The organism is Vicinamibacterales bacterium (assembly GCA_036504215.1).
Taxonomy (GTDB): domain Bacteria; phylum Acidobacteriota; class Vicinamibacteria; order Vicinamibacterales; family Fen-181; genus FEN-299.
This window is the reverse complement of record DASXVO010000038.1, coordinates 51,953-71,172: the sequence shown is the minus strand read 5'-3', so window position 1 is coordinate 71,172 and position 19,220 is coordinate 51,953. Positions and strand designations below refer to the sequence as shown.

At 66.8% G+C, this 19,220-nt stretch carries 18 protein-coding genes; 7 read left to right on the top strand and 11 right to left on the bottom strand.

Features of this window, described 5'->3' with window-relative positions; genetic code table 11:
• Positions 1-95: 95 nt before the first annotated feature.
• The 11 genes from VGK32_11080 to VGK32_11030 form a co-directional block, all read right to left on the bottom strand.
• On the bottom strand, positions 96-1,505 hold the full coding sequence (locus tag VGK32_11080) for a hypothetical protein (protein ID HEY3382303.1): 1,410 nt from the start codon (positions 1,503-1,505) through the stop codon (positions 96-98).
• Between the two features lie 27 nt (positions 1,506-1,532).
• Positions 1,533-1,982: a GatB/YqeY domain-containing protein gene (locus VGK32_11075; protein ID HEY3382302.1), complete on the bottom strand. Its 450-nt coding sequence runs from the start codon at positions 1,980-1,982 to the stop codon at positions 1,533-1,535.
• A complete protein-coding gene (locus VGK32_11070) occupies positions 1,973-3,061 on the bottom strand; it encodes a GNAT family N-acetyltransferase (GenBank protein ID HEY3382301.1) in 1,089 nt (362 codons plus the stop codon). Before VGK32_11070 ends, VGK32_11075 begins: the two co-directional genes overlap by 10 nt.
• Positions 3,062-3,068: 7 nt before the next feature.
• Positions 3,069-3,812, bottom strand: coding sequence for a hypothetical protein (locus tag VGK32_11065; GenBank protein ID HEY3382300.1), 744 nt, complete (start codon positions 3,810-3,812; stop codon positions 3,069-3,071).
• 141 nt (positions 3,813-3,953) lie between these two features.
• Entirely contained in the window at positions 3,954-4,916 is a 963-nt protein-coding gene (locus tag VGK32_11060) for a GDP-mannose 4,6-dehydratase (protein HEY3382299.1), read from the bottom strand.
• Positions 4,917-5,004: 88 nt separating this feature from the next.
• Positions 5,005-6,120, bottom strand: a complete 1,116-nt coding sequence (locus tag VGK32_11055; protein HEY3382298.1) for a DegT/DnrJ/EryC1/StrS family aminotransferase — start codon at positions 6,118-6,120, stop codon at positions 5,005-5,007.
• The gene (locus VGK32_11050; protein ID HEY3382297.1) at positions 6,117-7,154 is read right to left on the bottom strand and encodes an NAD-dependent epimerase/dehydratase family protein; all 1,038 of its coding nucleotides are present in this window, start codon (positions 7,152-7,154) and stop codon (positions 6,117-6,119) included. Before VGK32_11050 ends, VGK32_11055 begins: the two co-directional genes overlap by 4 nt.
• Positions 7,151-7,885 carry a glycosyltransferase family 2 protein gene (locus tag VGK32_11045; GenBank protein HEY3382296.1) on the bottom strand — a complete coding sequence of 245 codons (735 nt, stop codon included), beginning with the start codon at positions 7,883-7,885 and terminating at the stop codon, positions 7,151-7,153. Before VGK32_11045 ends, VGK32_11050 begins: the two co-directional genes overlap by 4 nt.
• Positions 7,886-7,973: 88 nt before the next feature.
• On the bottom strand, positions 7,974-8,834 hold the full coding sequence (locus VGK32_11040) for a glycosyltransferase family 2 protein (protein HEY3382295.1): 861 nt from the start codon (positions 8,832-8,834) through the stop codon (positions 7,974-7,976).
• 51 nt (positions 8,835-8,885) lie between these two features.
• The gene (locus VGK32_11035) at positions 8,886-9,929 is read right to left on the bottom strand and encodes a glycosyltransferase family 4 protein (GenBank protein ID HEY3382294.1); all 1,044 of its coding nucleotides are present in this window, start codon (positions 9,927-9,929) and stop codon (positions 8,886-8,888) included.
• Positions 9,930-9,931: 2 nt separating this feature from the next.
• Positions 9,932-11,026: a DUF933 domain-containing protein gene (locus VGK32_11030; GenBank protein HEY3382293.1), complete on the bottom strand. Its 1,095-nt coding sequence runs from the start codon at positions 11,024-11,026 to the stop codon at positions 9,932-9,934.
• A gap of 275 nt (positions 11,027-11,301) precedes the next feature.
• Here VGK32_11030 and VGK32_11025 point away from each other — a divergent pair, with 275 nt between their 5' ends.
• The 7 genes from VGK32_11025 to mraY are packed head-to-tail and all read left to right on the top strand — an operon-like array spanning position 11,302 to position 19,191.
• Positions 11,302-11,769 carry a hypothetical protein gene (locus VGK32_11025; GenBank protein HEY3382292.1) on the top strand — a complete coding sequence of 156 codons (468 nt, stop codon included), beginning with the start codon at positions 11,302-11,304 and terminating at the stop codon, positions 11,767-11,769.
• Positions 11,769-12,656 (top strand): 16S rRNA (cytosine(1402)-N(4))-methyltransferase RsmH, encoded by an 888-nt coding sequence (rsmH, locus tag VGK32_11020; protein ID HEY3382291.1) that lies wholly within the window; start codon positions 11,769-11,771, stop codon positions 12,654-12,656. The genes VGK32_11025 and rsmH overlap by 1 nt, the downstream gene beginning before the upstream one ends.
• 16 nt (positions 12,657-12,672) lie before the next feature.
• A complete protein-coding gene (locus VGK32_11015; GenBank protein HEY3382290.1) occupies positions 12,673-13,074 on the top strand; it encodes a cell division protein FtsL in 402 nt (133 codons plus the stop codon).
• A 9-nt stretch (positions 13,075-13,083) separates the two neighbouring features.
• Positions 13,084-15,105: a penicillin-binding protein gene (locus VGK32_11010; GenBank protein HEY3382289.1), complete on the top strand. Its 2,022-nt coding sequence runs from the start codon at positions 13,084-13,086 to the stop codon at positions 15,103-15,105.
• Positions 15,102-16,643: a UDP-N-acetylmuramoyl-L-alanyl-D-glutamate--2,6-diaminopimelate ligase gene (locus VGK32_11005; GenBank protein ID HEY3382288.1), complete on the top strand. Its 1,542-nt coding sequence runs from the start codon at positions 15,102-15,104 to the stop codon at positions 16,641-16,643. The genes VGK32_11010 and VGK32_11005 overlap by 4 nt, the downstream gene beginning before the upstream one ends.
• Positions 16,644-16,681: 38 nt before the next feature.
• A complete protein-coding gene (murF, locus tag VGK32_11000) occupies positions 16,682-18,106 on the top strand; it encodes a UDP-N-acetylmuramoyl-tripeptide--D-alanyl-D-alanine ligase (GenBank protein HEY3382287.1) in 1,425 nt (474 codons plus the stop codon).
• Positions 18,106-19,191, top strand: coding sequence for a phospho-N-acetylmuramoyl-pentapeptide-transferase (mraY, locus tag VGK32_10995; protein ID HEY3382286.1), 1,086 nt, complete (start codon positions 18,106-18,108; stop codon positions 19,189-19,191). Before murF ends, mraY begins: the two co-directional genes overlap by 1 nt.
• Positions 19,192-19,220 lie beyond the last annotated feature (29 nt).

Sequence of the window (19,220 nt, the reverse complement as noted above, 5' to 3'; positions counted from 1 at the left end):
CCGGCTCAGAGGGACCCCCATGGAGGATGGAACAGAGGCTTTTGGCTCTCGTTATTCAGTTAGACGGCCGCATTCCGGAAAAAGTTCGTTCGCCGTCAGAAGCCCCCGTAGGTGGTCATCAGCCTGGGCCAGATGGTGAAGACCACGTCCAGCATCAGCGTCACGAACACCAACGCGTGGATGTGGGTGACCGTGGTCGTCAGTCCGGATATGTTCCAACGGGTCTCCGAGAACGGTGCACGGTCGAACAGACACGACAGCACGAACAGGAGGGGAGCGAGATGCGCCTCCAGAAACCTCGTCGTTCCCGTGTCGGAGGTCACGCAAAACAACGCGATCGAGGTGGAATAGACGGCCGCGTACACCACCAGGAACACCGCAAGGACGGCATGCTGCCTCACCAGTTGCGCAAAAGCCCGACGGTTGAACCCGATGAGCAGCGCTCCCAGGCAGAGGTAGAGCGTTACGTACTTCAGGTACCAGAACGTCCGGTAGGAGCGGACGAGCATGTCCTGGAACCCGTTCGCCAGGCGCCCAGCGATTTGCCCCAGCGTGTGGTGTCTCCAGTACTGCCTTATCTTCGGCAGTTGGCTTCGGGGAATGTCGATGCGCCCTTCCGGGTCGGTGTGCGGGAGTATGGCCCCGCGGGCATCGGCGCCGTTGTCGTACCAGATGTAGTAGGCGGTGTTGACATTGAAGAAGTACTCGCCGAACACGCGCTTGCTGTTCGAGATATATGGGTAGACCACGGCAAGGAAGCACAGCGCCATCATGCCGACAGACGCCAACCGCCACGCCAGTCGGCGCACCCGGGCGCCAGCCGGCTGCTCGGGGCTGCGCGCAAACCGCGCCACCGCCTTGAGTGCGAGGGCTGCGGCGAGCAGTACCATGAACGGTGGCACGACTCCCTTCGTCAGGTGCGCGAGGCCCGCCAGCACGCCGGTGATCGCGCCAAGCCACACGTCCCGGACGGGGTCGCGGCCGACGAGCAGGTGCCAGGCACCGAGGAACGCCAGGAAGAACAGGAAGTAGAACAGCAACTCCGGCTGCGAGTATCCCGCCCTGAACACGAAGTAGCCGAAGGCCACGATGAGCGTGAGGTTCATCGAGAGCAGTGGCGGCAAAGACCGGGCGAACACCACCGCCAGCACCGCGAGCAGCACCACCGACAGTCTGATGTTCCAGGTCTTCGCCACGTCGAAGAATTCCTGCGGATCGCGCCCGGGAACGTAGAACAGAGCCAGGAACGCGGGATACACGGTCATCCGCATCCGCTGGCCGATGAGCATCTCCGGGGTACGGCCATGCCAATTGTCGTAGACGTGTCCCGCATCCCAGAGGTAGGCGGACTGGTCGGCACGGGCCTTGAAGTCGTTGACCGTGCGCGCGTGTTCGGTGGCGCCAGCCACATAGAACGTAGCCAGCGCGACGAGTAGCAACACACGGCCCCACCACCAGAGACGTCGAGGCAGGACCTTCGTCACCGTGAGAGCTGTCAGCGTCATGTCTGATGTCGTGGACCGGGGCAGGCGTCAGCCGGCCAGTCGCCGGCGGACCAACTCGTTCACGGTTCTTCCGTCGACTGTCGCCCCCGCCAGCTTCGCCATCACGGCCTTCATCACACGACCCATGTCCTTGGGTGAAGCGGCTCCGGTCTCCGCAATCGCCTCGGAGACGAACCGGTCGAGGTCCTCCGGGGCAAGCGCCGGCGGGAGGTAGGATTCGAGAACCGAGAGTTCAGCCGTCTCCTTGTCCACCAAGTCCTGACGCCCGCCCTTGGCAAACTGCTCAATCGACTCGCGGCGCTGCTTGGCCAGTGTCGAGACGACCTGGCGCTCCTCGACGTCCGTCAGCGCTCCTCCCCGCTCGACTTCGCGGTTCATCAGCGCGGCCTTCAGCATCCGCAGGGGTGACAGCCGGGCCTGGTCCCTGGCCTTCATCGATTCGGCGATCGCCCGAGTCAGGTCTTCGATCAGCGACATGCGAATTCCTCCACGGCTGCCAACCGCCGGCCTGAATACCGGTCCTGGTCGGAGTCGCCCAGAGTGACGTGCCACCGGTCCGTGCGCTCGTAGAAGGACGTCGGCACCGGCACGGCATTCACCTTGGCCGTGAACGGAAGCGAGGCCTTCACGTCGAAATACCCTGCGCGCTTCAGCGTCCGCCTGTAGCCCTCGTGCATCGCGAACACGCGGATCTTGTCGGAATCCGCGGCGCGCGCCTCGCGATCCACCCATCGCAGCAGCGTTTCCAGCCCGAGTACGTCCGACGGGTCGACGAGGAAGTCCACGAGGATCGTCACCCGGCTCCGCGCTTCCTGCACGTGGCGGTACACGGCGTATCCACCGACGGTCTCGTCCCGTTTGAGCGCGACGACCGAATACCGGACATGCGGCGGTTCGATGAACTTCCAGTTCAGATAGGCGGCGTCGCGCACGACAGCCAGGTCGAACGAGCGGGCAACCCGGCCCCACAGCTCGGTGAAGCGGTCGTCGAAGTGGCGGATGGGCTCGATCTGCGCGTGAAGGGGTTTGGTGCGCGATACGAACCGCACGTACGGGAAGGTCAGCGCGGACACCAGCCGGTTGAGCGGCATCGGCCACGACGCCCGGCGAAACGCACGGCGCGTGAGCGGCTTGGCCAGGCACGGCACGGGCTCGATATCCGGCCACTTCAGTTTTCGGAAGAGACCTTGCGACGAGACGGACAGCCCGAGACCGAGCGAGGCGCCGACCTGTCGATCCCAGGTCCTGAACAACACCTCGCCGATGCCCTGGCGCTGTCGCTCCGGTGCGACCATGACATCCATGCCCCACGATCCGGTAATCTCCGATCCGACGACGGTGAGACGCACCGGCATGGTGGCGTACTGTCCGATGACGGTCGGACCCTCGCGGGCCAGCCAGATTTGCGCGCCGTCCGGCGGGTTGTTGGGGTTCTGCTCGTACTGCCACCGCCACCGAAGCTGGCTGGCGTTGGCCGCGTCGTAGCCGAAGATGCGTCGGTAGAGTGTGTCGACTGCGCGGCGGTCGTCGGGACGAAAGCGGACGATGTCGGCCATGGCCGGGCTAAACGCCGCCCTGACCCGGATCGCCGGGCCCGCCCCCGGGTCCTCCCGGACCTCCGGGCCGAACCGGTGTCGTGGGCATCCCGGGACGTGTGGCGGGCTGAGAAACGGGCGGCGGGGGGTACGGCGTCTGGCCGTACGGGCTGGCGTTGGGCGTGGCAAATGGCGGACCGGTCTGGCCACCTTGCGGCATCTGGTAGGGGGCAGGCCCGGTCAGCATACCGGGCTGCGCCGCCATCGGCTGTTGTGGCTGCGGGTTCACCGTTGGTTCGTCCGGGTCGTCCACGATGATCGGAGGCGGCTGCATCCGGTCACGGCCGCCCCAGGCCGGCAGCTGATTGGCGGCCGAAGGCCTCGCGGGTGCCGCTGTCGTGGCAGGCGTCCCGACGGCCGGCCGGCTGCCCGGCATGACGATGATCCGATCGAAGACCGAGCCGGTGGACTGCGCCACGGTACGAGGGGCAGCCACGTAGCCTGCTGCCGTCCGCAGCAGCACCTCGAGCGCCGCCCGTTCGGGCACGCCGCTCAGCTGCAGGGTCATCGGCGTTCCGGGCGCCCGTTCGGCGTTCACGATGCGCGTCTGCCCGACCCGGCCCCACTCGGCCAGAACCTCTCGGATGGACGCATCCTTCGCGTCGAGCGTCACCAGACCTTCCCGAATTTCCAGCTTGACCTGACCGGCAGACGCCGCCGCTGCCAGCGTGAGCATGCAACACGTCGCCGAGATCCTGAGGAAGATGTTCATGGGAGCCAGCCTTGCGTACGTCAGTATAGCGCCGGCCGGGGAGTGCACCAAGTCCGCACGGAATGCGGCCGGTTTCACCCTCCTCCAATCCGCGGCTCCGGTGGCGCGCTTCCCGTCCAGGACGGCCGTTTGAGCGTCCTGCTACGCCTGCTGGAAGTAGTCGATCACCCGCGCCAGCACCTCGTCGAGCTGGACCTTCGGCTCGTACCCGATGAGGTCGTGCAGGCGGGTGATGTCCGGGACGCGCCGGGGCATGTCCTCGAAGCCTTCCTCGTACGCCTCGTCATACGGAATCGTCACGATGGGAGACGCGCTTCCGGTCAGCGCCTTCACCCGTTCAGCCAGATCCCGGATCGTTATCTCGTACGTGTTGCCGACGTTGAACACCTTCCCGATGGCCCGCGGTTCGACGACCAGGCCCACGAGCGCCTCCACGACGTCGCCGACGTACGTGAAGCTCCTCGACTGGGTACCGTCCCCGAACACCGTGATGGGCCGTCCGGCGAGCGCCTGGCGAACGAAGTTCGGTATGACCATTCCGTACTGGCCGGTCTGGCGCGGTCCGACGGTGTTGAAGAGGCGGACGATGATGACAGGGAGCTTCTTCTCCTTCCAGTAGGCCAGCGCCAGGAACTCGTCGATCGCCTTGCTGCACGCATACGCCCACCGGTGCTTCATCGTCGGCCCGAGAACGAGATCGGCGTCCTCGCTGAACGGCACGTTGGCGTTCTTGCCGTAGACCTCCGAGGTGGAGGCGATCAGCACGAGCTTCTTCTTCTTGTTTGCGTGGGTGAGGACGATCTCCGTTCCCTTGACGTTCGTCTCGATCGTGTGAACCGGCTGTTCGACGATCAGTTTCACCCCGACGGCGGCCGCGAGGTGGTACACGACGTCCACGCGGTCGATCAGTTCGGCGAGGACCGGTTCATTGATGACCGAATCGATCGTGTAGTGGAACGCCGAATGACTTTTCAGGTGGACGATATTGTCAATCGATCCGGTGGATAGATCGTCGAGGACGAAGACCCCGTGTCCCTGGGAGAGAAGTCGCTCGGCGAGGTGTGACCCGATGAATCCGGCCCCACCCGTGATCAGTGCGCGCATGGTTGACGGTTCCTCCGCTCGCGGGGTGAACGTACGTGCCGCTGGACCCACTCATCATACCGGACAGGCATCGTCTCCTGCTCGGGTTTCAGGTCCGTGATGCGGTCGGTTCACGGCCCGTCTCACCGACTGCGCGTGCGACGTCCGCGGCCTGGGCATCGGTCATTGCCGGGTAGAGGGGGAGCGACAGGATCTCGTCGCAGACGCGGTCGGCCACCGGGCACACCGCTGGTGATTCCGAGGCGAGCGCCGGCTGACGCGGGATCGGCACCGGGTAGTGGATGAGCGTCTCGATGCCACGATCCGCCAGCCGGGTCATGAGGACATCGCGCCGCGCGGAGCGGACGGTGAACAGGTGATAGACGTGGCCTGCGTCCAATTCGGGCGGCACCACGACATCTGCGCCGGCCAGTTCTCGCCGATAGACCGCGGCGAGCGCGCGCCGGCGCGCGGTCCACGCCGGAAGAAAGGCCAGCCGTGCGGCCAGTACGGCGGCCTGAATCTCGTCCAGGCGCGTGTTGAGGCCCGCTTCCGCGTGGTGATAGCGATCGGTCTGCCCCCCGTTTCGCAGCCGTTTCAGCCGGTCGGACAGTTGTGCGTCGCCGGTCGTGATTGCGCCGCCGTCGCCGAGGGCACCGAGGTTCTTGGTCGGGTAGAAGCTGTAGGCCGCCGCGGCGCTGTACGAACCCACCGGGCGGCCCTCGTGCGTGGCGAGGTGCGCCTGGCAGCAGTCCTCGACCATCGCCAGGTTGTGGCGCGTCGCGATGGCGGACAACTCGCGCATCGCGGCCGGCTGGCCGTAGAGGTGCACCGGCAGGATGGCCGCCGTGTCTGGCCCGATGGCGGCGCGGACGGCCGCCGGATCGAGCGTGAGCCGGTCGGCATCGAGATCCGCGAAGACCGGTCTCGCGCCCGCCATCATCACCGCGAGCGCCGTGTAGGCGGCCGACAGAGGAGCGGTGATGACCTCGTCGCCGCGCCCGATCCCGAGCGCCCGCAGGATCAGCGCGATGGCATCCGTGCCGGTGCCAACGCCCACCGCGTGCGCCGCGCCCGATGCCTGGGCGAACGCGTGCTCGAAGGCGTCGACTTCTGGCCCGAGGACGAACCACCCACGATCGACGACGCGCCGGATGGCCGCGTCCACCGCCGTGGCATCTTCACCGAGGCGAAGACTCATGAAGGGGATGCGTGCGACCGTCATAGGCTTCCCGCCAGGTCCTCGAGCACGGGATTCAGGTAGTGGGTGAGGTGCTGGCGGTAGAACGCGACCGTACGCTCGAGGCCTTCGCGGAACGATACCCGCGGTTCCCATCCCACCGCCGCCCTGAACTTGCTCGAATCGGCGTAGAAATTGCCAATGTCGATCGCCTTCTTTTCGGCCGGCCACTCTACATATCTCACGCGCCCCGTTCCGGCGACTTCCAGGAGCATCGCGACGAGATCGCGATGGCTGACAGGTGTCTGGCCGCCGACGTTGAATGCCTCGCCATTGCACGCCTCCGACGCGCCCGCCCGCAGGAAGGCATCCGCGGCGTCGTCCACGTAGACGAAGTCGCGCAACTGCGAGCCGTCACCGTAGATCTGGATTTCGCCATCCTCTACGGCGGTCCGGATGAACCAGCCGATGAAGCCCTGGCGATTGTGTTTCACGAGCTGACGTGGACCGTAGACGTTGGTGAGACGAAGGGAGCAGGCGCGGATGCCGAACACGTGGTGATAGAGCAGGTGGTAGTTCTCGCCTGCGGCCTTGTTGATGCCGTTGACATCGGTCGGCCGCACGAGATGGCGCTCGGTGACGGGCAGGGAGTCGGGCTTGCCGTAGACCTGGCGCGTTCCGGCGAAGACGACGCGGACATCGGGATTGTGTCGCCGGCACGCCTCGAGGATCGACAGCTGGCTCCGGCAGTTGATCTCCAGATCCGTGTAGGGATCCAGCATGCTGTCGATGTGGCTCACCTGGCCCGCGAGGTTGAAGATCACCGCGCGATCGCGGACCAGATAGTCCATCGTGCTCTGCTGCCGAACGTCGGCGACGTTGACTCGGATCCGATCCTCGATGCCTCGAATGTTGAAGAAGTTCCCGCCGTAGTCCGCGATCATCGAGTCCACGAGCAGCACCTGTGCCCCGCATTCCACGAGTTGCCGGGCGAGGTTGCTGCCGATGAATCCGAGACCGCCGGTGATCATCACCTTGCGGTGGCGGTAGAAGGATCGGTAGTCTTCGGTCACGGTCATTGGCCTGTTCGGTGCTGGACGACGAGCGCCCACCAGAGCCGGAAGACATCGACTGCCGTGCGTGCGATGCGGCCGAAGTTGAAGAACTGTGACTTGCCGTACGCGCGGTGGTAGTGGTGCACCGGGACCTCGACGACGCGGAAGCCCGCGTCGGTGATCTTCTTCATCATCTCGAGGCAAATCACCCCGCTCGACTTCTCGAGGTGGACGCGCTCGAAGATGGTGCGTCGCATCAGCCTGAAGTCACAGTCCACGTCCCGCACGCGCAGCCCGAACAGCAGCTTGACCGTATAGTGGTAGCACCGGCCGATGAGGATCCGGTGCAGGGGGTCGGATCGGCTGATCTTGTAGCCGTTCACGAGATCCACCGAATCCGACATCCTCTCCCAGAGCCGGGCCATTTCGCGGGGGTCGTACTGTGCGTCCCCGTCGGTGTAGAAGATCAAATCCTTCGTCGCCGACCCGAACCCGGTCCGCAGCGCCCCGCCGTACCCGCGGTTGCGGTCATGGTGAATCGCCCGGACCTGCGGGTAGAGCCGCGCCAACTCGTCGATGATCTCGGCGGTGGCATCGGTGCTGCCGTCGTTGATGACCAGCACCTCGAAATCGGGCGTGAGTCGGGCGGCCGTCTGCACGGCAGCGATCACCAGGCTTGCGATGGTGCCGCTGTCGTTGTAGGCGGGAAAGAAGACCGTCAGCCCGACAGGCGTGTTCTCGAGTGGAGACGACATGGTACGAAGGCGCTAAACCATAGCACGGGCGTCACTTGAAGGGCAAGCAGATGCATCGGGCCATTCTGCGCGACCGCCGGAACCCCTGCTATTCCCGTCTTTCGAAGTGCAGCGAGGCGATCTGCTCGGAGACCAGCCCCATCAGAAACACGATGACGCCGAGCGTGATCAGCAGCACCGAGGAGTTGGTGACGTGCGATTGCGTGGCGACAGTCCACACCGCGTACGCGCCGCCCAGGAAGAAGGCCGCCAGGCTGACGGGAAGGAAGATGCGCCACGGGCTGAAGATCGTGACGACCTTCAGGACAATCAGCAGGAACTTCACGCCGTCGCGGAGCAGCCGAATCTTCGAGTGTCCGATCCGGGGCCGCGCCTCGACCGGCTCGAACTGCACGTTGTATCCCGCCTTCAAGAACGCGAGGGTTGTGGTCGTCGGCGTCGAGAACTGGTTGGGCAGCAGATGGAGGAACTCGCGCAGGTGCCGGCGCCGGGCGGCGCGGAAACCCGACGTGAGATCGGGGATCGCCCGGCCCGTGAGGTAGCTGGCCAGCGCGTTGAGCAGATGATTCCCCATGCGCCTGGCGAGTGTGGCCTGCGTCGAGTGGGCACGCGCGCCGATCACGAGGTCGTACTCGTCCAGCCGCGACACGAGGCGGGTCGCGTCCGCCGGCTGGTGCTGGCCATCCGCGTCGATGATCAGGATGTACTCGCCGGTTGCCGTCCGGATCCCGCTCTTCACCGAGGCGCCGTTTCCCTTGTTGTACGGGTGACGAACCACGCGAGCGCCGGCGTCGGCAGCCACCCGGGCCGTGTCGTCCCGCGATCCGTCGTCGATCACCAGAATCTCGTGCCACTCGGCCTCCCGTCGCAGCCCGGCCACGACGTCGCCGATACCAGCGGCCTCGTTGAATGCGGGAATGACGACGGAAGTCTGCTGTGGTGCCGCCACTGGCTCTCCTGCTGTCTGAGTCCGCCGCCTGACTGGCTGCCCAGCCCTGGTCTACCCGCCAACCAGTTCCTCGATCACATGATCCCACGTGATGGTGACGGCCCGCTCGCGGCCGGCGGCGCCAAGCGTCGCCGCGCGGGCACGGCTGGCCGCGAGCGTGTTGATCGCGCGTGCCAACTCCTCATCCACCGGAGCGCAGACGCATCCGTTGACGCCGTCTTCCACGAACTCCAGCACGCCGCCCGAGTCGCTGGCGGTGATCACGGGCTTCCCGCTGAGGAACGCTTCGAGCGTGACGTAGCCGTAGTCTTCGTCGAACGGCGGATAGATGACTGCCAAGGCGCCGGCGTACAGGTCGATCAACTCCGCGTCACTCTGTTTGCCGAGGAACTGCACGCGATCGAGCACGCCCGATTCTCCGGCCACGCGCTCGACATTCGATCGTTCGGTGCCCTCGCCGACCACGACGAGGCGAATCGGCGGGTCGACGAACCGCATCGCACGCACGGCCATGTCCACGCGCTTGATCCCCTGGATCCGACCGACCGAGAGCACGTAGTCTCCGAAAGGACCACCGTGCAAACGGTCGGCGAGCCGTGGTGGATGGTAGAGCGGCTGGGCCGAGATGCCGATGTATTTCTCCAGCCGGGCGGTCGTGTTTCTTGCGATCGTGAAGATACGCCGCGATTCGAGCAGCATCTCACGATCGAGACCGAAGATCCGCTCGCGCAGGCCGAGATCGAGTTCGGTGAGCTCGATGTCGCTGTACGGTGTCCCGCACAACTCGTACACCGCGCGGTACTGATGAACGAGCCAGGTGACCTTGTTCGGGTGGCGCGCGAAATAGGACGGGAACTTCGTGCCGATCACCAGGTCGATTGGACGGCCGTCGCTCTCACTCAGATCCAGCAGGCGCCAGGCCGCCGCGTGCGTCAGGATTTCCTGTTTGGGATACCACTTGAACGGCACCGACACGAGGCCGGCCACGTATCCACGCAGCCGAAGCTGGTGCACGAGTTGGCGAACGAGGCTCTCGGCGCCGCCCTCGACGAGCGGCACCTGCGCCTCGCACACGAGTACCGTGCGGATGGACATCGCTAGGTCGCGAATCGGAAGTTGATGACGTCACCGTCCTCGACGACGTATTCCTTGCCCTCGAGGCGGACCTCGCCGTGCTCCCGGCAGATCGCCAGCGACCCGCGGGCCACGAGGTGTTCGAAGCGCACGACTTCGGCGCGGATGAAGCCGCGTGCGATGTCGCTGTGAATCTCGGCGGCCGCCAACTGGGCCGGCGTGCCGCGCGGGATCGACCACGCCCGGCACTCATCCTCCCCGGCGGTGAGAAACGAGATGTAGCCGAGCAGGTCGTACGTGGTGCTGATGACGCGATTGACGCCAGGCTCGGCCAGGCCGAGGTCGGCGAGAAAGGCCCGGGCATCGGCGGCGTCGAGTTGGGCAATCTCCAGTTCGATCTTCGCGCAGACCGCAACCGCACGCGTTCCGGCACGGGACAGAAACGCCGTGAGGCCGGCGCTCTCCGCGGCCCGGGCGCCGTCGGCCAGCAGGTTCGTATCCGCTTCGTCCATGTTGATCACGAGCAGCAACGGCTTGGCCGACAGGAACTGGAAGCCGCGGAGCAGCTTCCGCTCGTCGTCGGTCATCGTCACGCCGCGAAGCGGCAAACCCTCTTCGAGCGAGCTCTTGCAGCGGAGGATCAGGGCACGCTCGCGTTCGAGTTCCGGCGTCCGGCCCTTCTTGAGGTCGCGCTCGATCCGCTCCAGGCGCTTCTCGGTCACCGCGAGATCGGCGAGGAGAAGTTCGTCTTCCATCGCCTGTGCGTCAAAGGCCGGACTGAGCGTCTCCGCGTGATGCGTCACCGACGGATCGCGGAAGGCCCGAATCACGTGGACGAGCGCGTCGGCGTTCCGGTACGGCGCGACGTCGAGCAGGGCCTGCGCGCCGGTGCGACCTGGACCCGCCAAATCCGCGAACTCGACCGTGGCGGGTGTCGTCTTCTTGGGTTTGTACAGCTCGGCCAGCCGCGCGACACGGGCGTCGGGTACCCGCGCGACGCCGATGACCGCCTCCAGCTTGCCGTGGCCGCCCTTGGGGGCCTCGTGCTGGCTCGTCATCAGCTGGAAGAGCGTCGTCTTGCCCGAGGATGGGAATCCGATCAATGCGGTGCGTAGCATGGCAAACGGACATGCTATCACGGTCACCGCCTGGACATCCGCGCTCTCCTCCAACCTGTTCCGGCCGGCAGTTGATCCGGGGCCCGGGCGGGCCGGTGAGCGCGCGGCGTGTAGCTTCCGAGTCGAGCCCTGGCGGCGGGAAAAAGCGAATCAAAGGCGAATATCTGACGAGGCTGCACGCAAGGCCAACCCCCTCTGTTTCTTAGTGATTGACAAGGCTCTGCAGGTCTTCTACCATCCGAGTGGTCTCAGGTGGAGTCAAGTGGAGGACGCGGATGTTTCGGGGCAGCTTCCCGGCGAAGATCGACGACAAAAGCCGGCTGAAGATCCCTCGCGACTTCCTCACCCTCATCGAGGAACGGCACGGGCGCCAGCTCTTCGTGACCAGCTTTGCGGGTGACTGCGTCCGCATCTACCCCATGCCCGTCTGGGCCGAACTCGAGCGCCGCCTCGGGGCGCAAGGGCTCGTACGCGATCCCGCCATCAACCGCTTCTTCCAGCATACCAGCTTCTACGGTCAGGCGGCGGAGATCGACAACCAGGGACGCGTTCTGGTTCATCCGCGCCTGCGCGAGCAGACGGCGATGACCGGCGAGGTGGATGTGGTCGGCGACTACGACCATCTGCAAGTCTGGAACCTCGAGCGACTGCGTACGAAGCTCGTGCAGGAGCCGTTCAACGACGACGACATGCGGGTGGTGGCTGACCTGCTGCGCCGTGGCAGCGCCGCGCAGGACACGTGATGCCCGGACACGTGCCGGTCATGAGAGCGGAAGTGCTGACGGCTCTCGCACCGGCTCGTGGCGGACTGTTTGTCGACTGCACGATCGGGCTGGGTGGGCATGCGGACGCGCTGCTCGAAGCCGGCGCCACGCGCGTGGTCGGGATCGATCGCGACGCCGATGCGCTCGCGGTGGCGTCCGACCGGCTGGCTCGCTGGGGGGAACGCGTCGTTCTCGTGCACGCCGACTACCGCGAGCTGAACCGTGTGCTCGACGCGCGCACCATCGACCGGGTGGACGGCGTCCTCGTCGATCTCGGTGTCTCGTCGCTGCAGTTCGACGGCGAAGGCCGGGGCTTCAGCTTTCAACGCGACGAGCCCCTCGACATGCGCATGGACCGGTCGTCGGGGATCACCGCAGCCGACCTGATTGCCGGGCTGCCGGAGAAGGAACTCGCCGACCTCGTCTATCAGTTCGGCGAGGAGCGGTACTCACGACGGATTGCACGGGCAATAGTCGAGGCGAGACAGGAAGCGCCGGTTGCGACGACGGGGCAGTTGGCCGCGATCGTCCGGCGCGCCGTCCCGCGCCGCGGATACAGCCCGATCCATCCGGCCACGCGCACGTTTCAGGCGCTGCGCATCCGGGTGAACGAGGAACTCGAAGGACTCGACGCGTTCATCGGCCACGCCTGCCAACGGCTCGCGCCGAACGGACGGCTGGCGATGATCGCCTTTCATTCATTGGAAGACCGGATCGTCAAGCACACGCTGCGACGGTTGGTCACGCAAGAACAGGGGTCGTTCCGAATCCTGACGAAGAAGCCGCTGCCACCCACCGACGAGGAGGTCGTGGCGAACCCGCGGGCGCGCAGCGCGCGGCTGCGGGCACTCGAACGGATTGCGTGAGCGAAAGGACCGGGGCATGCACGGCAGGGCCATCGACACGATCGGCTTCGAGGTCAATCCGCCGATCCCCAACCAACCGATTCGGCTGGAGGTGGATCCGGCGCGTCAGCGTGAGTTCCGCCGCTGGCTGCTCATCGGCCTGGTGCTGGTGGTCGCGGCGCTGTTCGACGGCTGGCAGCGATATGGTCTGATCTCGCACGGCTACCGGCTCGAGGATGTGCAGCGGGCGCGGGCGCGAGAGGAGGGCACGGCGCGCCATCTGCGCCTCGAGATCGAAACGCTGCGGTCCCCCGCCCGTATCGAGAAGCTCGCAACGACTGAGCTGAATCTCGTCGCGCCCACGCCCACCAACGCCATCGTGATCGAGCGGGTCGTGCCGCCCGATCAGCCGCCATCGTCGGTTGTCGCCAAGCGGTAGGAGTGCCTCATGGTCGAACAGCCCGCTGCGAACGCCTGGCGACGCGTGGTCCGCACCCGCCTCCTGATCGTCGGCGCGATCTTCGCCCTCTGGTCGGTCGGCATCGTCGGCCGCCTCGTGGACCTGCAGGTCTACCAGCACCAGGAGTTCCAGGCGCTGGCCGAGCGCCAGCAGATGCGGCTGATTGAGGTGCCCGCGCGGCGGGGAGAGTTCCTCGATCGCCACGGCCGCCTGCTCGCGTACAGCGTCGATGGGGACGCCGTCATCGCGGTACCGGCAGACGTGCAGATACCCGCCGCTACAGCCGCCCGACTGTGCGAGGCGCTCGGTGACTGCGGACCTGCGGAGGTCGCCGACCTGACGAAGCGGCTCGACCGTCACACCGCGTACTTCGCGTACGTGCGCCGGCAGGTCTCGATCGAACAGGCCCGTCGCGTCAGCGCTCTGAAGCTCGAGGGGATCGGCCTGATGGCGAAGCCGCGGCGGTTCTATCCGAATCGCGAGCTTGCGGCGCACCTGCTCGGCTACGTCGGCGTCGATGGCAACGGACTGAGCGGTCTCGAGGCGACGTATGACCGGACGGTCCGGGGGCGATCAGGGATGGTGCTCGTCCAGAACGACGCCCTGCAGCACACGTTCAGCCGGGTGGGCGATCCGCCGGTGCCGGGTGCGACGCTCGAGTTGACCATCGACGAATACCTGCAGCACATCGCCGAACGCGAGCTGCAAATCGGCGTCAAGGAGAACAACGCCCGGGGTGGCAGCGTGGTGATCATGGATCCCACGACCGGCGAAATCCTGGCGATGGCCAACGAGCCGACGTTCAACCCGAACGCGTTCGGCAAGGCGCCGGAAGACGAGCGCCGGAATCGGGCCGTGCAGGACGTCTACGAACCGGGCTCCACGTTCAAGATCGTGACCGCCTCGGCCGCGCTCGATGAGAAGGTGATGTCGCCGGGCGACATGATCGACACGGGCGCCGGGCAATACGCGTTCGGCTCCAGGCTCATCAGGGACACGACCCCCCACTGGGTGCTTTCCTTCGTCGATGTGATCGTGAAGTCGAGCAACATCGGCGCGGCGAAGATCGGCTTCCGGATAGGGGCCGACCGGCTCGGTCGGTTCGTCCGGCGCTACGGTTTCGGGACGCGTCTCTCGCCCGATTTCCCCAGCGAGAACGCCGGCATCGTCTGGGATCCCGCGAAGTGGACCGACAGCACGCTGGCATCCGTCTCGATGGGCTACGAGATTGGGGTGACGCCGCTCCAGATGGCAGCCGCGGCGAGCGCCGTCGCGAATGGCGGTGAACTGTTGCAGCCGCGGGTGCTCAGGGCGGTGATCGAGGGCAACAGGCGGGCGGTGGTCCCGCGGAAGGTCATCCGCCGGGCCGTGACGCCGGAGACGGCGGCTGAACTCACGTCGATCATGGAAGGTGTCGTGGAGCGCGGCACGGCCAAGACGGCGGCCATCGAGGGCTTCACCGTTGCCGGCAAGACCGGAACCGCCGGCAAGCTGGTCAACGGGCACTATTCGAAGACCGACTACAACTCGTCGTTCGTCGGCTTCGTGCCGTCGCGAAGTCCGGTGCTCACGATTATCGTCGTCATCGACTCGCCGCACGGTCACGGCTACTACGGTGGAGTGGTCTCGGCCCCCGTGTTCAAGCGGATCGCGGAGGACGCCCTGCGGCATCTGGCCGTCTGCCCCACGATCAACCCGGTTCCCCCGGTGCTGGTCCGCCATCCGGACGGCGCCGTCAGGGTTGCGGGGCCGGCCGTGCCGCTCACCATTCTGCCCCCGCCGGGGGCCGATGCGTCCGGCCAGATCGTGCTGCCGGAACTGCGCGGTCTGAGTGGACGCGAGGCGCTTCGAGTGCTCGCGCGCCTCGGATTGAGCGCGCGCCTTGCCGGCGACGGCATCGTGCTCGAGCAGTACCCGTCGCCGGGCACGCCGCTCGAACAAGGCGGCTCGTGCAAGCTCGGGCTCGGCCGGCAGCCGAACCGCGACGTCAACCCGGGGTTGCGTCCATGACGCTCGGTGAACTCCTGCAGGCGCTCGGCGATCTCGCACCGCCCACCGGCGTGGACCCGGACTCGGCGCTCGGTCGACCCGTCAAGGGCCTCGCGTACGACTCGAGGAAGGTCACGGCGGGGTCGGTGTTCATCGCGCTGAAGGGCCTGAAGTCCGACGGCAGCGCCTTTGCGGTGCAGGCGCTGTCGAGGGGCGCGCTGGCCGTCGTGAGCGAGAGTGCTCCGCCTCCCGATCTCCAGGCGCCGTGGATCGTCGTGCCCGATGCGCGCCTCGCACTGGCGAGGCTCGCCGGTGCGTTCTACCAGCATCCGAGCCGCGAGATGCAGGTGGTCGGAATCACCGGGACCAACGGCAAGACGACGACGGCGTATCTCGTCAGCGCGCTCTTCGAGGCGGCCGGCATCCGATGCGGCATGCTGGGTACGGTGGTCTACCGTGTGGGCGACGAGGAGCGTAGCGCGACGCGAACCACGCCCGAGGCCGTCGACGTCCAGCACATGCTGCGGGAGATGGTCTCGAAGGGCTGCCTGGCGGCGGCCATTGAAGTCTCCTCGCACGCGCTGTCGCAGCACCGGGTGGACGAGACGGAGTTCTCCGCAGGGGTCTTCACGAACCTGACGCGCGACCACCTCGACTACCACCGCGACATGGACTCGTACTTCGCGGCCAAGCGGCGGTTGTTCGAGATGCTGTCGCCCTCGGCGACCGCCGTGATCAACCTCGACGACCCGCGCGGGGCGTTGCTGGCTGGAACCGCCCGGCGTTCGCTGACGTACGCGATCGATCGCCGCGCCGACATCCACCCGACCGCAATTGTCGACTCCCTCCAGGGGCTCAGCTTTGCCGCGGCGACGCCGAGGGGCGCCGTGCAGGTGCGGTCACGCCTCGTCGGGCGGCCGAACGTGTACAACGTGCTCGCCGCGATCGGCGCGGCGATCGCGTGCGACCTGCCGACGGCGGCCATCGAGCGCGGGCTCGCGGAGCTCGAGGGCGTGCCCGGCCGGTTCCAGGTCGTCTCCGGTCCCGCCGACGACATCACCGTGGTGGTTGACTACGCGCACACCGACGACGCGCTGAAGAACCTGCTGGAGACGGCGCGCCCGCTCGCCCGGCAGCGCCTCATCACGGTGTTCGGTGCGGGCGGAGAGCGGGATCGCACGAAGCGGCCGCTGATGGGCGCGGTGGCCGCGCGGTTGAGCGATCTCGTCATTGTCACCTCGGACAACCCACGGGGCGAGGATCCGGCCGAGATCATCGAGGAGATCAAGCGCGGCATCGTCGTGCCGTCGGAACGTGCGCGGCCCGCCGACGCGCGCGAGGCCCAGCAGAACTACACGCCGCCGCGCTCCACGCCGCACATGGGGATTGTCGATCGACGGGCTGCGATCGAGCGCGCGATCAGCCTGGCGAAACCCGATGACGTCGTGTTGTTGGCGGGGAAGGGCCATGAGAAGTACCAGGTCATCGGCGACCGCGAACTGCCGTTCGACGACGTCCTGGTGGCCCGCGAGGCGTTGGACCGCCGGCGCGGCGCGTAGCCGGCGTTCCTGGACCGCTCCGGGAGTGGTTTCGAGGAGTGGCTTTCGACTGGTGGGACGGGATGAGGGTGACGGCGGCTGACATCGTCGACGCGGTCAAGGGCCGGCAGCTCTCGGGGGCTCCTGACACCGAGGTGTCGGGGTTCTCGATCGACAGCCGAACGCTCGAACCCGGTGATCTCTACATCGCCATACAGGGACAACGGCTGGACGGCCACGAGTTCGTCGATGACGCGCTCGACCGCGGGGCGTGCGGCGTCCTGATCGGGCGGCCGATGCCGGGCCTCGATCCGGCGCGGCTCGGCCACCGATTGCTGATTGTGGCGCCCGACACCACGTACGCGCTTCAGCGGCTCGCCCGGTGGGTCCGCCGGAAGTCCGGGGCCCGCGTCGTCGGCATCACCGGGAGCGCGGGGAAGACGACGACGAAGGAGATGGCCGCCGCGTTCCTGAGCCTGCGCCACCGGGTGATGCGTTCGAGCGGAAACCTGAACAACCACATCGGCTTGCCCCTCTCGCTGCTCGAGCTCAGACGGGGGGCCGAAGTCGCGGTGGTCGAACTCGGGATGAACCACGTCGGAGAGATCAGCAGGCTGGTGGCGATCGCCGAACCGGACGTGCGGGTGTGGACGAACGTCGCAGAGGTACACATCGAGTTCTTCGGGTCGCTCGATGCCATCGCCGACGCGAAGGCCGAGGTCCTGGAGAACGCGCGGGACACGACCGTGCTCGTCGCCAATGCGGACGATCCGCGCGTGATGGTGCGAACCGAGGAGTTCCCAGGTCTGCGCGTGACCTTCGGCGCCTCGGACGGTGCGACGGTGCAGGCGCTCGATATCGAGGACGCGGGACTCGACGGCACGCGCGCGCTCGTTCGGACGAACGACGGCGACGCGCATCTGTTGGTGCCGCTGCTCGGGCGGGGGAACATGGCCAACGCGCTGGCGGCCATCGGAGTTGGACTGCAGTTCGGCGTTCCGCTGGCGGACATGGTGGAACGTGCGAAGACGCTGCGCCCCGCTCTTCATCGCGGTGAGGTGATGCGGCTTCCCGGTGGCGTCACGGTGGTGGACGACGCGTACAACTCGAACCCGCGGGCCGTCCAGGGTGTGCTGAAGGTCATCGCGGCTGAACGGGGATTCACGCGGCGTGTTGCGGTGCTCGGCGAGATGCTCGAGCTCGGCGAACAGAGCGTGGCGCTGCACGAAACGTGCGGCCGTGTGGCGGCAGCGTCCGGGCTCTCGCTGCTGATTACGGTCGGTGGCGAGCCGGCGCGGGCACTTGGCCGAGCGAGCCTGGACGCGGGTTTGCCGGCGACGCAGGTGTGCCACGCAGAGACCAGTGAGGCGGCGGCGGACCTGGTCGCGGCCGCGGTGCGCGCCGGGGATCTCGTGCTGGTGAAGGGGTCGCGCGGCATCAGGACGGAACGGGTGGTGGATCGCCTGGCCGCCGAGTTCGGCTGATGCTCTTCCACCTGCTCTACCCGTTGCGTGGGTGGATGCCCGCGCTGAACGTGACGCGGTACATCACGTTCCGTACGGCGGCCGCGAGTCTGACGGCGCTGGCGCTCGGGCTCGTGCTCGGTCCGTGGCTGATTAGGACGCTGCGGGAGTTCCAGATCGGGCAGGTGATCCGGAACGAGGGACCGGCCAGCCACCGGGGGAAGGCCGGGACCCCGACGATGGGCGGCCTGCTGATCCTGTGGGCGGCGCTGGTGCCCACACTGCTGTGGGCCGATCTGACGAACGTGGACGTGTGGATCGCCGTGCTGACCACCGCGGCGTTCGGCGCGATCGGGTTCGCGGACGACTACTTGAAGATCGTCCGCCATTCACATCACGGGCTGCGGCCGCGCTTCAAGCTCGCGTGGCAGGTGGCGGTGGCGGTGACGGTCGGGATCACGCTCCTCGTGCTGTCGGAGCACGCGCTCTACAGTACGCGGCTGATCTTCCCGTTCTTCAAGCGGCTGATTCCGGACCTCGGGTGGGGATACGCGGTCTTCGCAGTCGTCGTTCTCGTGGGTGCCTCGAACGCCGTCAACCTGACCGACGGCCTCGACGGCCTGGCCATCAGCACGTTCGCGATTGCCGCATCCACGTTCACGGCGCTGGCGTACGTGACCGGCCACCGTGTGTTTGCGGAGTACCTGCTGCTGATCCGGCTGCCGGAGGCGGGCGAGTTGACGGTGTTCTGCGGCTCGCTGGTGGGGGCGAGCCTGGCGTTTCTCTGGTACAACGCCCACCCCGCTGAGATCTTCATGGGCGACGTGGGGTCGCTCGCCCTGGGTGCGGCGCTCGGTACGGTTGCGATCCTGATCAAGCAGGAGATCCTGCTGGTCATCGTTGGCGGGGTGTTCGTGCTCGAGGCACTCTCGGTGATCGTGCAGGTGGCGTCGTTTCGGCTGACCGGCCGGCGCGTGTTCAGGATGGCGCCGCTGCACCATCACTTCGAGCTGGCGGGCTGGACCGAGACGAAGGTGATGACGCGCTTCGTGATCATGGCGATCATCTGCGCGCTCTTCAGCCTGACAACGCTCAAGCTTCGATAGCGCCGCGGACGGAAAGAGGGACGGAAACC